The organism is Mycobacterium sp. ITM-2016-00317 (assembly GCF_002968295.1).
Lineage (GTDB): Bacteria > Actinomycetota > Actinomycetes > Mycobacteriales > Mycobacteriaceae > Mycobacterium.
Genome location: NZ_CP134399.1, coordinates 969,011 through 983,766, shown reverse-complemented (window position 1 = coordinate 983,766; position 14,756 = coordinate 969,011). Strand labels below are relative to the sequence as shown.

General features: G+C 68.7%; 12 protein-coding genes and 1 pseudogene. 11 read left to right on the top strand and 2 right to left on the bottom strand.

Going from position 1 to position 14,756, the window contains the following annotated elements:
- Nucleotides 1-65 precede the first annotated feature (65 nt).
- Complete coding sequence (locus C6A87_RS04690; RefSeq protein ID WP_311116205.1) at nt 66-944, bottom strand: formylglycine-generating enzyme family protein; 879 nt, start codon at nt 942-944, stop codon at nt 66-68.
- A gap of 224 nt (nt 945-1,168) precedes the next feature.
- Between C6A87_RS04690 and C6A87_RS04685 the strand changes: the two genes are divergently transcribed.
- The 7 genes and pseudogenes from C6A87_RS04685 to C6A87_RS04655 all read left to right on the top strand — a co-directional run bounded on the left by C6A87_RS04685 (nt 1,169) and on the right by C6A87_RS04655 (nt 9,808).
- Nucleotides 1,169-1,492 carry an L-rhamnose mutarotase gene (locus C6A87_RS04685; protein ID WP_396837069.1) on the top strand — a complete coding sequence of 108 codons (324 nt, stop codon included), beginning with the start codon at nt 1,169-1,171 and terminating at the stop codon, nt 1,490-1,492.
- Between the two features lie 14 nt (nt 1,493-1,506).
- A complete protein-coding gene (locus C6A87_RS04680; protein ID WP_311116203.1) occupies nt 1,507-2,826 on the top strand; it encodes an MFS transporter in 1,320 nt (439 codons plus the stop codon).
- Nucleotides 2,827-2,831: 5 nt separating this feature from the next.
- Nucleotides 2,832-3,989, top strand: a complete 1,158-nt coding sequence (rhaI, locus tag C6A87_RS04675) for an L-rhamnose isomerase (RefSeq protein ID WP_311116202.1) — start codon at nt 2,832-2,834, stop codon at nt 3,987-3,989.
- Nucleotides 3,990-3,992: 3 nt separating this feature from the next.
- Nucleotides 3,993-6,029 (top strand): bifunctional aldolase/short-chain dehydrogenase, encoded by a 2,037-nt coding sequence (locus tag C6A87_RS04670; RefSeq protein WP_311116201.1) that lies wholly within the window; start codon nt 3,993-3,995, stop codon nt 6,027-6,029.
- A 28-nt stretch (nt 6,030-6,057) separates the two neighbouring features.
- On the top strand, nt 6,058-7,539 hold the full coding sequence (locus tag C6A87_RS04665; RefSeq protein ID WP_311116200.1) for a rhamnulokinase family protein: 1,482 nt from the start codon (nt 6,058-6,060) through the stop codon (nt 7,537-7,539).
- On the top strand, nt 7,536-8,771 hold the full coding sequence (locus C6A87_RS04660) for an alpha-hydroxy acid oxidase (protein ID WP_311116199.1): 1,236 nt from the start codon (nt 7,536-7,538) through the stop codon (nt 8,769-8,771). The genes C6A87_RS04665 and C6A87_RS04660 overlap by 4 nt, the downstream gene beginning before the upstream one ends.
- Nucleotides 8,772-8,801: 30 nt before the next feature.
- Nucleotides 8,802-9,808: pseudogene (locus C6A87_RS04655) on the top strand (LacI family DNA-binding transcriptional regulator).
- 10 nt (nt 9,809-9,818) lie between these two features.
- Here the strand turns inward: C6A87_RS04655 and C6A87_RS04650 are convergent.
- Nucleotides 9,819-11,972 carry an EAL domain-containing protein gene (locus C6A87_RS04650; RefSeq protein ID WP_311116198.1) on the bottom strand — a complete coding sequence of 718 codons (2,154 nt, stop codon included), beginning with the start codon at nt 11,970-11,972 and terminating at the stop codon, nt 9,819-9,821.
- A 242-nt stretch (nt 11,973-12,214) separates the two neighbouring features.
- Between C6A87_RS04650 and C6A87_RS04645 the strand changes: the two genes are divergently transcribed.
- From C6A87_RS04645 to C6A87_RS04630, 4 genes are read left to right on the top strand one after another with little or no spacing between them, the layout of a single operon-like run.
- A complete protein-coding gene (locus tag C6A87_RS04645; RefSeq protein ID WP_311116197.1) occupies nt 12,215-13,690 on the top strand; it encodes an EspA/EspE family type VII secretion system effector in 1,476 nt (491 codons plus the stop codon).
- A 42-nt stretch (nt 13,691-13,732) separates the two neighbouring features.
- Nucleotides 13,733-14,023, top strand: a complete 291-nt coding sequence (locus tag C6A87_RS04640) for a hypothetical protein (RefSeq protein ID WP_311116196.1) — start codon at nt 13,733-13,735, stop codon at nt 14,021-14,023.
- Complete coding sequence (locus tag C6A87_RS04635; RefSeq protein WP_311116195.1) at nt 14,020-14,286, top strand: hypothetical protein; 267 nt, start codon at nt 14,020-14,022, stop codon at nt 14,284-14,286. Before C6A87_RS04640 ends, C6A87_RS04635 begins: the two co-directional genes overlap by 4 nt.
- A gap of 30 nt (nt 14,287-14,316) precedes the next feature.
- Nucleotides 14,317-14,754, top strand: coding sequence for a hypothetical protein (locus C6A87_RS04630; protein ID WP_311116194.1), 438 nt, complete (start codon nt 14,317-14,319; stop codon nt 14,752-14,754).
- The last annotated feature ends 2 nt before the right edge of the window (nt 14,755-14,756 follow it).

Genomic DNA, 14,756 nt, shown 5'->3' with positions numbered 1-14,756 from the left:
CTCGGGGCAGGCACCACCCCCGCTCGACAGTGGTCGGATTGCCCGTGGACACCGTGCCCCGATGGTCAGGCGATGCAGCGGAACCCGATGTGCGTGGTGGCGCTGTCCTGAGACTGGGACGAGCGTGCAGCGGGCCGGTAGCGGTGGCAGTACTCCGGCGCACACAGGTGTGACCCGCCTTTGAGCGCCTGGTGCAGCGTCGGGTCGCCTGCCGGCAGTGGTGTCGGACAGCACCCCGCGGCGGGTTGATCGAGTCGGTGGTGGCGGCTGTACGGGGTGGTGGTCCACTCCCACACGTTGCCGATCATGTCGAGCAGCCCAAACCCGTTGGGCGGGAAGGTGCCGACCGGGGAGGTGCCGCTCCAGCCGAGCGCGCCCTCGTTGAGGTACGGGAAGCGGCCCTGCCAGGTGTTGGCCATCAGCTGCCCGTCGGGGCGCACGTCGTCGCCCCACGCGTAGACCGTCGTCGCACCGGCGCGCGCGGCGTACTCCCACTGGGCCTCGCTGGGCAGCCGGCGTCCCGCCCAGCGCGCATACGCCGCCGCGTCCGGGTAGGCGACCTGCACCACGGGATGGTCGGGCCGGTCCTCCGACGATGAGCCCGGCCCGAACGGGCGCCGCCAGCACGCACCGGGCTCCCAGGTCCACCACTGGCGCCAATCGCGCAGGTCCACCGCACCCGGTGTGGGCCGGAACACCAACGCGCCGGGCATCAGCTCGGCCGGTGGTACACCGGGAAAGTCGGCCGGGTCGAGCTCACGCTCGGCGACGGTGAGATAGCCCGTCTCCGAGACGAATTCGGCGAACTGTGCGTTGGTCACCGGATGCCGCTCGATGGCGAACGGCGCCACCGACACCGAATGCACCGGGGCCTCTTCGGGGTAGAAGTCGACCGATCCCATGCGGAACCAGCCACCGGGCAACTCGACCAGTTCAGTAAGCACCCAGCCAGGTTAGGCGTTCGGGGAACGACGACGGCCGGCGCGGCGACTGGTTCTGGGGCTGGCGCCGCGTCGCCGGCCGCGTGTCTGCCGCGGCTCCGTCGATGTGCCTATTGACGCACCACATCCACCGTCGTAACGTAGCCGCCATCACATTTTGAAACGTTTCAGAACACAAACGGCGAGGAGGGGCAGTGCCGGACACCGTGGAACGCGTGTGCTTCGTGATGTACCTCAAGCCCGACCGCGTCGAGGACTACCTGGCCGTTCACGACGACGTGTGGCCGGAGATGCTCGACGCCCTGCGGACCACCGGATGGCGGAACTACTCGTTGTTCCTCCGGCCTGAGGACGGCATGGTGGTCGGCTACCTGGAGACCGACGACTTCACGCGCGCCTCCGCGCAGATGGCAGAAACCGCGGTCAACGAACGTTGGCAGGCGCAGATGTCGGAGTACTTCCAGCCCGCGGCATCCGGCCCCACAGACGCCGGCGGCGCCAACCCCGACACCGTCCGACACCAGCTCACCCAGTACTTCCACCTCCCCTGAACCCGAGGAAGCCCATGAAGATCGGAGCACGCTCCACCACCGGCTGGCGCGCCACCATCGCGGTCGCCATGTCCAACTACATCGAGGCCGGCTCGATCATCGCGATCGCCACCAGCCTCGGGTTCTGGCAGCACGAGTTCGGCATCAGCAACTTCGCCGTCGGACTGCTCGCCGCGCTGAGCGCCAACGCGTTCGGCGCCGCGATCGGCGCCATCCTCGGCGGCCCGCTCTGTGACCGGTTCGGCCGCAAGGCCATCTACACCTACGACCTGCTGGTCTACATGGCCGGCGTGCTGCTGGCCGCCTGCGCGGCCAACTACACGATGCTGCTCGCGGCCTTCATCATCACCGGCATCGCCGTCGGCGCGGGCGTGCCCGCCTCCTGGACCTACATCGCCGAGCAGGCGCCCTCCGTCGAGCGCGCCAAGCACGTCGGCACCGCCCAGCTGGCCTGGTCGGTCGGCCCGTTCATCGGCTTCGCGCTGGCCGCCGCGCTGGCGCCGCTGGAACTGCTCGGCTCGCGACTGATCTTCCTGCACCTGTTCGTCGTCGCCGGCATCGTGTGGTGGGTTCGGCAGGGCCTGCAGGAATCGCAGATATGGAAGGACGAAGCGGTCAACGAGAGCCGGGAGCTCTCCAACCGGGTGGGCGAGCGGGGCCTGCGCGGCCTGTTCTCCAAGAAGGTCAACATCACCTCGCTGCTGTTCCTCGGCGGCATCTACCTGTTCTGGAACACCGTCGCCGGCCAGGCAGGCATCTTCATGCCCCGCGTGTACGACACCGCCGGCCTGCACAGCCCGGTGCAACAGAACCTGTTGCAGGTGCTGGTGTGGGGATGCACCGTCGCCGCAACGTATTTCGGTTTCATGCGGTACGCCGACCGGGTGTCCCAGCGGCTGCTCTACGTGTTCGGCGCCGCGCTGGGCATCGCCGGCTGGATCGTGCTGGTGGCCTTCACCGACAACGGCATCAGCACGATGCTGATCTTCGCGATCCTGTGGGGTGTGTCGGCGGGCATCGGCTGCCAGGCCTTCTACAGCCTGTGGGCCAGCGAACTGTTCGCCACGCCGTACCGCGCCAGCGCCCAGGGCACGATGTTCTTCGTCGTGCGCACCGCCACCGGACTACTCAGCTACTTCTTCCCCACCATGCTCGCGGTGATCGGCCTGACCTGGGTCGGCGTCCTGCTCGTCGGGCTGCTCACCGTCGCGCTGATCATCGGCGCGGTCTGGGCTCCGCAGACCCAGGGCAAGACGTTGCAGCAGATCGAGAACGAACGCTACGGCGCACCGGTGAGTCCGTCCGCGGCCACACCGTCCACCTCGACCGTCTGAGGATCATGAACTTCACCGACACCGTTCTGGACAATCTCGACATCGAGCTCCCCTCTTGGGCTTTCGGCAACTCCGGCACCCGGTTCAAGGTCTTCGGCACACCCGGCACCCCGCGCGACATCCGGGAGAAGATCGCCGACGCGGCACAGGTGCACCGACTCACCGGACTGGCCCCGACGGTGGCCCTGCACATTCCGTGGGATCAGGTCGAGGACTACCCCGCCCTGGCCCGCTACGCGCAGGACCTCGGCCTGCGACTGGGCACCGTCAACTCCAACACCTTCCAGGACGACGCCTACAAGTTCGGCAGCCTCACCCACACCGACAAGACCGTGCGGCAGAAGGCCATCGACCACCACCTCGACTGCATCGAGGTGATGAACCAGACCGGTTCCCGCGATCTGAAGATCTGGCTCGCCGACGGCACCAACTATCCCGGCCAGGGTGACATCCGCTCCCGCCAGGACCGGCTGGCCGAATCGCTGGCCGCGATCTACCAGCACATCGGTGCGAACCAGCGACTCGTGTTGGAGTACAAGTTCTTCGAACCCGCGATGTACATGACCGACGTGCCGGACTGGGGCACCTCGTACGCGCACGTGTCCGCACTGGGCGAACGCGCGATGGTCTGCCTGGACACCGGCCACCACGCGCCGGGCACCAACATCGAGTTCATCGTCGCGCAGCTGCTGCGTCTGAACAAGCTCGGCTCGTTCGACTTCAACTCGCGATTCTACGCCGACGACGACCTGATCGTCGGAGCCGCCGACCCGTTCCAGTTGTTCCGCATCATGTTCGAGGTGATCCGCGGCGGCGCCCTCGACCGGAACTCGCCGGTCGCACTGATGCTCGACCAGTGCCACAACGTCGAGGACAAGATTCCCGGCCAGATCCGCTCGGTGCTCAACGTCCAGGAGATGACGGCCAGAGCACTGCTCGTCGACACCGACGCGCTGCGCCGCGCGCAGGATGACGGAGATGTGCTGGCCGCCAACGCGATCCTGATGGACGCGTTCTACACCGACGTCCGCCCGGCGCTGGCCGAGTGGCGCGCGGAACGGGGGCTGCCGGAAAACCCGATGACGGCGTTCCGAGACAGCGGCTACCAGCAACGCGTCAACGCCGAGCGCGTCGGCGGTACTCAATCCTCCTGGGGAGCATGACACATGAGCAACGACACTGTCGCCGAACTCATTTCCCGGTCCAACCGGCTCGGCAGGGATCCGAAGAACACCAACTACGCCGGCGGTAACACCTCAGCCAAGGGCACCGGGATCGACCCGGTCACCGGCCAGGACGTCGACCTGCTGTGGGTCAAGGGCTCCGGCGGCGATCTGGGGACGTTGACCGAGCAGGGACTGGCCGTGCTGCGGCTGGACCGGTTGCGTGCGCTGGTCGGCGTCTACCCCGGAGTCGACCGTGAGGACGAGATGGTCGCGGCGTTCGACTACTGCCTGCACGGCAAGGGCGGTGCGGCGCCGTCGATCGACACCGCGATGCACGGCCTGGTCGACGCCGCACACGTCGACCACCTGCACCCCGACTTCGGCATCGCGATCGCGACGGCCGCCGACGGAGAGTCCCTGACGCAGAAGATCTTCGGAGACCGGGTGGTGTGGGTGCCATGGCGGCGCCCCGGCTTCCAGCTGGGGCTGGACATCGCCGAGATCAAGCGACGCAATCCGCGGGCCATCGGCTGCATCCTGGGCGGCCACGGCATCACCGCCTGGGGCGAGACCTCCGAGCAGGCCGAGGCGCACTCCCTGGAGATCATCAAGAGCGCCGCCGAGTTCATTGCGACCACCGGCAAGGACGAGCCGTTCGGGCCGCCGCTGCCCGGCTATGCCGCCCTGCCCGACGACGAGCGGCGCGCGAAGGCCGCCGCGCTGGCCCCGTTCCTGCGCGGTCTGGCCAGCACCGACCATCCGCAGGTCGGCCACTTCACCGACACCGCAGCGGTATTGGAGTTCCTCGAAGGCGCCGAGCACCCACGGCTGGCCGCACTCGGCACCAGCTGCCCCGATCACTTCCTGCGCACCAAGGTCAAGCCGCTGGTGCTGGACCTGCCGGCCGACGCCACCGTCGAGGAGTGCAAGAGAAGCCTCGCCGAGCTGCACACGCAGTACCGCGAGGACTACCGCGCCTACTACGAACGCCACGCGACCGCCGACAGCCCGGCGATGCGCGGTGCCGATCCAGCGATCGTGCTGATCCCCGGGGTCGGCATGTTCAGCTACGGCAAGGACAAGCAGACCGCGCGGGTGGCCGGCGAGTTCTACCTCAACGCGATCAACGTCATGCGCGGCGCCGAGGCGGTCTCCACCTACACGCCGATCGACGAGGCCGAGAAGTTCCGCATCGAGTACTGGGCCCTGGAAGAGGCCAAGCTCGCGCGAATGCCCAAGCCCAAGCCGCTGGCCACCCGGATCGCACTGGTCACCGGTGCCGCGTCGGGGATCGGCAAGGCCATCGCCACCCGATTGGCCGCAGAAGGCGCCTGCGTGGTGATCGCCGATCTCGACGCCGGGAAGGCCGAGGAGGCTGCGTCCGAGATCGGCTCCAGCGACGTGGCGATCGGCGTCGCCGCCGACGTGACCGACGAGGCCGCGGTCCAGGCTGCCGTCGACGCCACGGTGCTCGAGTTCGGCGGCATCGACATCGTGGTCAACAACGCCGGGCTGTCATTGTCGAAGTCGTTGCTGGACACCACGGTCGAGGACTGGGACCTGCAGCACAACGTGATGGCCCGAGGCTCGTTCCTGGTGTCCAAGGCGGCGGCCCGCGCGCTCATCGACCAAAAGCTCGGCGGGGACATCATCTACATCTCGTCGAAGAACTCGGTGTTCGCCGGACCCAACAACATCGCCTATGCGGCCACGAAAGCCGATCAGGCGCACCAGGTCCGGCTGCTGGCCGCCGAACTGGGCGCACACGGGGTGAAGGTCAACGGGATCAATCCCGACGGCGTGGTCCGCGGCTCCGGCATCTTCGCCGGCGGCTGGGGAGCGCAGCGGGCCGCGGTGTACGGCGTGGCCGAGGAGGACCTCGGCGCGTTCTACGCCCAGCGCACGCTGCTCAAACGGGAGGTGCTGCCCGAACACATCGCCAACGCCGCGTTCGCGCTGTGCACGTCGGACTTCTCGCACACCACCGGGCTGCATGTGCCGGTCGACGCCGGGGTCGCCGCGGCCTTCTTGCGATGAGCGCTCGCGCGAAGAGAAGGCAGCGGCGATGAGTTCGGCGCAGTTCGCCGCCGTCGACCTCGGTGCCACCAGCGGCCGGGTGATGCTTGCCGACATCAGCCGGCACCACATCGAGCTGGCGCAGGTGAGCCGCTTCCCGAACGACCCGGTGCACCTGTGGAACGGCCGCCGCACCGCGATGCACTGGGACGTCCCTGCCCTGTTCCAGCAGGCCTGCGCCGGGTTGCGCGAGGCCGCCCGCTTCTCGGAGAACCTGGTTGCCGTCGCGGTGGACTCGTGGGCCGTCGACTACGCGCTGCTGCGGGACGGGACCCTGCTCGGGTTGCCGTACCACTACCGCGACGCCCGCTGCCAGACGGGCGTCGACGACGTCCACGCCCGGATCGATCCTCATGACCTGTATCAACGCAACGGCTTACAGTTCCTGCCGTTCACCACGCTCTATCAGCTCGCCGCGGAGCGGCACGGCGACCTCTTGACACTGGCCGAGCGCGCGCTCCTGATCCCCGACCTGATCGGGTACTGGCTGACCGGCCGCGAGGTGACCGAACGGACCAACGCCTCGACCACCGGTCTGCTGCACAGCGACGGATTCTGGGACGACGATCTGTGCGAGGCGCTGGGCCTGCCGCCCGGCCTGTTCCCCGCGCTCGTCGACCCCGGCACCCCGCTGGGTCCGGTGCTGCCCGACCTGGCCGACTCCCTCGGCCTCACCTTGGGGACCTCGGTGACCACCACCGCCTCGCACGACACCGCCTCGGCGGTCGCGGCAGTGCCGATGGACCCGAGCTCGGCGGCCTACATCTCCTGCGGGACATGGGCTCTGGTCGGTGTCGAACTGCCGCGGCCGGTGCTCGGCGAAGCCGGCCGGGCCGCGAACTTCACCAACGAGGTGGGGGCGGACGACCGCATCCGTTACCTGCGCAACGTGATGGGTCTGTGGCTGCTCAGCGAGACCGTCCGCCAGTTCGAGCGCGACGGCTACCGGGCCGGCCTGTCCGAGCTGTTGGCCCAGGCCGCCGAGGTGCCGTCGCGCTTCGACGTCTTCGACACCGCCGACGCGCGGTTCGCCGCGCCCGGTGACATGCCGGCCCGGATCCGCCAGTGGTACGACGAGCGCGGGTTGCGGGTGCCGGTGACCAGGGCCGAGCTGGTCCGGGTGATCGTGGAGAGTCTGGCCGTCGCGTTCGCCGACGGGGTCCGGCAGGCCGCCGAGCTGTCCGGGGTCGCTGTGCGCACGGTGCACCTCGTCGGCGGCGGCTCGCAGAACCGGCTGCTGTGCCAGCTGACCGCCGACCAGCTCGGGCTGCCGGTGCTGGCGGGCCCGGTGGAGGCCACCGCGATCGGAAACGTGCTGGTCACCGCCCGTGCGCACGGTGCGGTCCGCGGGGATCTGGAAGAATTGCGGCGCAAGGTGGCCACCAGCTTCCCGGCACAACGCTACGTCCCCCGCACGTCCCGGATCCGGGCCGGCATCGAACCGGTGGGGGCGCGAAAGGTAGTCCGATGAAACGTCGTGTACCCAGCGTCAGGGACCTCGCCCCGCTGATGCAGTTCAAGAAGCCCGAGTTCGATGCGAGGAAACGCCGCCTGGACAGGGCGCTGACCATCGAGGACCTGCGCGCCATCGCCAAGCGCCGCACCCCCAGGGCCGCGTTCGACTACACCGACGGTTCCGCCGAGGCCGAACTGTCCATCGCGCGGGCCCGGCAGGCATTCCAGGACATCGAGTTCCACCCGTCGATCCTGCGCGACGTGTCCAAGGTCGACACCAGCTGCACCATCCTGGGCGGCCGGTCGGAGCTGCCGTTCGCCATCGCGCCCACCGGCTTCACCCGGATGATGCAGACCGAGGGCGAGTACGCAGGCGCCCACGCCGCCGCCCGCGCGGGCATCCCGTTCTCACTGTCCACCATGGGCACAGCCTCCATCGAGGATGTGCAGGCTGCGAACCCGCACGGCCGCAACTGGTTTCAGCTCTACATGTGGAAGGACCGGGACCGCTCGATGGCGCTCGTCGAGCGCGCCGCGGCGGCGGGCTTCGACACGATGCTGGTCACCGTCGACGTGCCGGTCGCCGGTGCGCGGCTGCGCGACAAGCGCAACGGCATGTCGATCCCGCCTGCGCTGACCGCGAAGACCGTGCTCAACGCGATCCCCCGCCCGCAGTGGTGGATCGACTTCCTGACCACCGAACCGCTGGCGTTCGCGTCGCTGGACCGCTGGTCGGGCACCGTCGCCGAGCTGCTGGACACGATGTTCGACCCGACCGTCACGTTCGAGGACCTGGCCTGGATCAAGTCCCAGTGGCCGGGCAAGCTCGTGGTCAAGGGCATCCAGACGGTGGAGGACGCGATCGCGGTCACCGACCTCGGCGTGGACGGTCTGGTGTTGTCCAATCACGGTGGCCGCCAATTGGATCGGGCACCGATCCCGTTCCACCTGCTGCCGGATGTCGCTGCGGCGGTGGGTGAGCGCACCGAGATCATCCTCGACACCGGCATCATGTCCGGGGCCGACATCGTGGCCTCGATCGCGCTGGGGGCGCGCTTCACCATGGTCGGGCGGGCCTACCTGTACGGCCTGATGGCCGGCGGTGAGGCCGGTGTGGACCGGGCCATCACGATCCTGGCCGAGCAGATCAGCCGCACGATGCGGCTCCTCGGGGTCAACTCGCTGGACCAACTGGAACCCGGCCACGTCACGCAGTTCGAACGACTGATCCCGCGTCCCCGGCCCTGACCCCCGAGCCCGGTCTGGTGTGATGGGCGCATGGCCGTGAGCATGCGGGACGTCGCCACCGCGGCGTCGGTATCGCTGGGCACCGTTTCCAACGTGCTGAACTCGCCGGAGAAGGTGTCACCCGCCACGGTCGCGCGGGTGCACGCCGCGATCGACAAACTCGGCTTCGTGCGCAACGACGCGGCGCGGCAGCTGCGTGCGGGCAGGTCGCGCTGTGTGGGGCTGGTGGTGCTCGACATCGGCAACCCGTTCTTCACCGACATCGCCCGGGCGGCCGAGCGCCAAGCCGCGCAGCAGCAGCTCACCGTGCTGCTGGGCACCTCCGACGGCGACGAGTCCCGGGAACATGCCTACGTCGACGTCTTCACCGAGCAGCGGGTCTTCGGTCTGATGGTGTCGCCGCTCGGCGAGGATCTGGACCGGCTGGTCGCGCTGCGCCGGCGGGGCACCCCGGTGGTGCTGGTCGACCGCGACGGCACCGGCACGGACTTCGACTCCGTCGCGGTCGACGACGTGGCCGGGGCCGGCTCGCGACGCGCCACCTGCTCGACACCGGCCGGCGGCGCATCGCGTTCGTCGGCGGCCCGCTGGGATTGCGGCAGGTCGCCGACCGGCTGCGCGGCGCCCGGCAGGCGGTCGACGAGGTGTCCGATGCGCGGCTGGAGGTGATCGAGACCCCCGCGCTGGGCGTGCTGGATGGACGCAGCGTCGGCGAACAGCTACACCAGCGCGCGCCCGCCGACCGCCCCGACGGGGTGTTCTGCGCCAATGACCTGGTGGCCATCGGTGTGCTGCAGGCGCTCACCATGCTCGGCGCGCTGCGGGTGCCCGACGACATCGCGTTGATCGGCTACGACGACATCGACTTCGCCCGGGCGTCGGTGGTGCCGCTGTCGTCGATCCGCCAGCCCACCGCGCTGATCGGGGCCACCGCGGTCGACCTGCTGGTGGCAGCCGCCGGCTCGGCCGAACGCGACCCGGAACACCCGGTGTTCGCACCGGAGCTCGTGGTGCGCCAGAGCACGTCGGCGTCCTGAAGCCGACCCGCTACTCCGCCATCCCGATCGCGTCGGCGCGCGCGTACCAGTGGGTGTTCCGGTGCCGGCGCCGCTGTTCGTACATGGCATGGTCGGCCCGGTCGAGGACGGCGTCGACGCTTCGGCCGTCACCCGGGCGGTGGGCGGCGACGCCGATGGTCAGGGTCACCGGCACCGTCGTGCCACCAGTCAGCGCGATGGGTTCGGCGCCGAGCTGCCCGGCGATCTGCGCGGCCAGCAGGCCCAGCTCGTGGTCGTCGACGATGTCGGTGATGACCAGGAATTCGTCACCACCCCACCGGACCACGAGGTGCTCGTCCCCGACGGCGGCGAGCAGTCGGGTGGCGACTTCGATGAGGAGTTGATCGCCGGCGTGGTGGCCGCGACTGTCGTTGATCGACTTGAATCGTTCGATGTCGCAGAACAACACGCCGTAGCCGTCGTCGTTGGCGTCGAGCTCTTCGAGCCTGCTCCAGCCGGCGGACCGGTTGGCGATCGCGGTCAGCGGGTCGGTGGCCGCCTGCCGGGCCAGGTCGGCGGCGCGGACACGCTCGGCGGTGACGTCGACGATCTGGGAGACGAAGCACAGCGGGCGGTCCCGCGGGGCGTGCACCAGCACGGCGGTCAGCGCGCACCACACGACGTGCCCGTCGGCGGCGATGTACCGCTTGTCGATGCGGTACGAGCGGCGGCGACGGGCCAGACACTCGGCGACCAGGGTCAGATCGGAGTCCAGATCGTCGGGGTGGGTGATCTCCTGAAAAGTGAGCTCCGCCAACGCCCGTCGGCTGTATCCCAGCATCGTGCGCAGCGCCCGGTTGGTGCGCAGGAACTTGCCGTCCAGGCCGACGACGGCCATCCCGATCGGTGAATGCGCCAGCGCCAGTTCGAAGGGCCGCTCCCCCAACAGATCTACCGCGGTGGGCGCGGATTCCACTGGCGCGGCGGTCGCCTGCGCGACGCGAAAGCCGTGAGTGTGCGGCTTGGGCCGACTGAGGCAGTAACCCTGCGCCCAACTGATACCGGAGGCGACGACGGCGTCGAGTTCCCCCTGGGTTTCCACACCCTCGGCGATCACCGTCGCCCCGATCTGACCGGCGAACTGCGCGATGGCCTGCGCCAGTCTGCGGCGGGCGTCGTCGACGTCGATATGCCGGGTGATCGACTGGTCGATCTTGACGAACTCGGGGGCCAATTCCAGGACATGGGAGAACGAGGCGAAACCCGCGCCGACGTCGTCGATGGCCACCCGCATACCGCGCGCCCGGCACTCGTCGAGCGCGTCGTCGAGCGCCCCGTAATTCGGGACGGCATCGTGCTCGGTGATCTCCAGGACGATGCGCGACGGGTCCACATCGGCGAGCAGCTCATGCCAGGGCACGGCCAGCGCCGCGGCCGGGGAGATGTTCATCGCCACGAACGCGTCCTCGGGAAGCTGCGGGATCAACGTCAGCACCCGGCTGACGATCGCCGTCTCCAGCTCGATGCCGAGCCCTTGCAGGGCGGCCTGCTCGAAGAACTTGTCGGGCCGGAACGGTTCGCACGGGAAGCGGGCGAGCGCCTCGACGCCGACCACCTTGCCGGAGGAGGCGTCATGGATGGACTGGAAGACGACCTCGAAGTCCCGTTCCGACACCACCCGCCGGATCGCCTTGCGCTGCTCGACGGTGGGGTCGGCGCTGCCGGGCGGCGAGTCGATCAGGGTGCCGATCAGATCGGCGACCTGTTTGACGATGCGCAGGTCTTCCTCGGCGAGGTCGGGCTTCGCCTCGCGGCTCACCACGCAGACCATGCCGACCGTCGCGCCGGCCTCACCGAGCACCGGCACACCGACATAGGCGCCCAGACCCGAGTCGCGGGTGATCGGCAACGCGGCGGTGATCTGGTCGGCCGAGGTGTCGGGGATGACCGCCGGGAGCCGGCCGTTGATGACGCGCACACAGTAGGACTCGGACAACTGGTAGCGCTGACCTGGGGAAACGCCGAGATCAGTGGCGTTGCCGTCGAGTACCTCGATCACCTGCATGCCGTCCTCGAAGACGGAGAGCCACGCGGCGTCCAGTCCGAGGCGTTGCCGCAGCACGCCCAGCAGTGTTCGAACGAGATCGACGGGGATCTCCGGTTCGTCCCCGGAGAGGTGCCCCGGCACCTGTTCGACCCACATTTCAAAAAATAATAGATGTGTTAATAACCCACTGCCGCCTAACGACCGTTCCCGTTTCAATGACGTAACCATGACGTGATGTTGGATGAGCTGGTCAAATCCTTGATCGACGTAACGGTTGACCCCGGCTATCGGTCGAACGTTGCGTCACTTCACGGCCCCGCGAGGGAGATCCAGCAAGCTTCAGAACAGTTCCAGATTGGTGCGGCCGCCGGTGCCGGAGCGGGCCGATAATGAGAATCATGGCAGGGGTGAGCGCACTCGGGGCGTTCCTGTCGACGTGGGCCAAGGCGCGGGCGACCTTCGGATCCGGCACCCCGCAGCCGGGTGCGTCCTACGACCACAGCTTTGCTCTGCAGCGGTTGACCGACGAGCTCGACCGGGCCTCGCCCGCCGGGCACTGGTCCGGTGGGGCGGCCACGGCGTACGGCAGGACGAATACCGACCACCAGTGCGTCGTCCGTGAACTGGGCGCGCTCGACCAACGGCTGGCTGAACAGGTCGACCGGTCAGCGCACATCGTGACAGCCGGGCGGCAGAACCTGGACGCGATCCGCGAGTGGGTGATGGCGGCCGCGGCGAGCCTGCCGCGCAACCGGGCCGGAGAGCTGATGATGGCGCCGATCGTGCAGAGGGGGCTCACGGAGGTCGCCGAGGTCCTCACCCGAGCCAACGCCGAGCTGAACACCGTCGGCGGCTCCATCGCCACCATCGGCGGCGAGTTCCAGGCGCTGGGGGCGGGCCAGAAGTTCGGCGGCCCGCCGGAGACCCCGGCACCCGGCAGTGACGCACTCGACGAGTCCGAACGCACCGAGAACCAGGTCGCCGCGTTCCGGGAGGTGTTCGGGCGCAACCCGGTCAGCGACAGCGATTGGCTGACGGCCTCGGCCCTCGACCCGCACAGCTACGACCCCAAATACCGGGGCGTGGAGGCCAACGTCGTGGTCGGCCGGATCGAACCGGTGCCCGGACAGGGGGTGGTGCGCACCAATCTGTTCATCCCGAGCGAGGACGTGTGGGCACCGACGGCGGGATTACCGCCCTACGACAACAACCTCGGGGACAACCGGGGCTTCTCCCCCACTGCGGGGCCGGAGGCGTCGCGGGTCGCGATCTACACCGACTTCGACAACGGCATCGTGGTGGCGCGGCAGAACCCGTCGATCAACGTGGACACCGGGCAGGTGCGCACGGGCACGCCGTCGATCGGTGCGGTGCAGACCTCCGACGGCGGGGTGTTGATCCGGTACAACGCTGCGGATCCGTTCTCGCCGGGCGGTGAGGGTCTGGCCAAGGGATCGGGTATCAGCGTGAACGGCGCGCTGGGCATCGTCCCGTCGGACACCGGCCCCCGGATGGGCGGCGATGACGTGACGACGTTCCCCGCGCTGGAGGCCTACAGCGACCGCGCCGGGACGACGACCACGCTGCTGCAGGAGTGGCCGACGTTCTTCGACAACGCCGCCGGACCGCTGGCCGGTCTGCCGTTCGACAAGGACGTCGGCGATCCGACCGTGGTGCCGAGCTTCAACAGCGTTGTTCCGCAGATCGTTCCGCCTTCGATACCGGGCGTGGCTGAGCCTGCTCCGGTGCCGGTGACGCCGCCGATGTCGGTCGTGCCGCCGGGGAACTTCACCCCGTTCGGCCCGGCCGGTGAGGCACCGGCGGTGCGGGTGTACACACCGCTGCAGGGCACCGAGTTTCTCCCGGGTCGCTGACGCGTGAAGTACCTACAATCCACGGATGGGAAGGCTGATGCGGTGATCGACTGGACGCGTGCGGCAGTGATCGGGGCGCTGGCGGGGGCGGCGTTCTGGGCGGTGACCGTCTACACGCTGATCGCGTCCGACGGGGCGGTCGCCGCGTGGGTGGCGGTCGCGGTTGTGGGCGCCACGCTGCTGACGATCGGGGTGCTTCTCTACCGGCGCGGCGGTTCCGCTGAAAAGCGTTGTCGTGGCGCTGGATTGATCTTGGCCCCGCTCACCGGGATCGTGCCGGTGGGGGTGTTCAGCGCGGCCGGGTTGCTGGTGGATCTGGGAGCATCGGTATGACGAATCCGGAAGTCGTTCGTGCCCAGCGGCCGGCCGTCCTGCTGACGGGGTTCTTCGTGGGGTTCGCGTCGGTGTGCCTGACGATGGGGGTCTTCTGGCCGTTCGCACCCCTGTTTCCGTTGTTCGTGGCCGGCGTCGCCGCACTGGCGCCGGTGAAGGGGCACTTCGAGTTCGCGAAGGGCGCGCTCATCGCGATGCTGGGCGTGATCGCGTTCGAGATCCTCTTTGTGGTGTTGATGTTCGCGGGGGCTGGACTTCGCTGAATTGTCGTTGTGGCCCAATAGAATTGCCATATGCATGCCGAACTGCCAGGACAAGTCTGCGAACACGGCTGCGGCGACTACTTCGGGCCACAGTCTCTCCAGATCCGGCAGCTACCGAATGAACTTCGCACCAAGGTGCCTATCGAGGGAGTGGGCGTCATACGGATCACCACCACTCCGATTGACTGTCGGGCCGGCTTCTGGGAAACCGCCGTCGAACTCGCGCGCTATGCGGACGGAACCATCCGGGAATTCACCCACATGGCCGGTTCGGCGACGCCCGCGATCAGTGCGGCCGATATGCACACCTATTGGTGTGATCTGGAAACACTGACGCTGTGTGTGCAAGGCGTCAGCTACGCCCTCCACCTCATCGACTTCGACTACATCGAACGTAAGGAGAAGGAACTCCGCCTGGGCGACTGGGCGGACAAAGACCCGGAGGAGCCACAATCGGCGGATCAGTGATT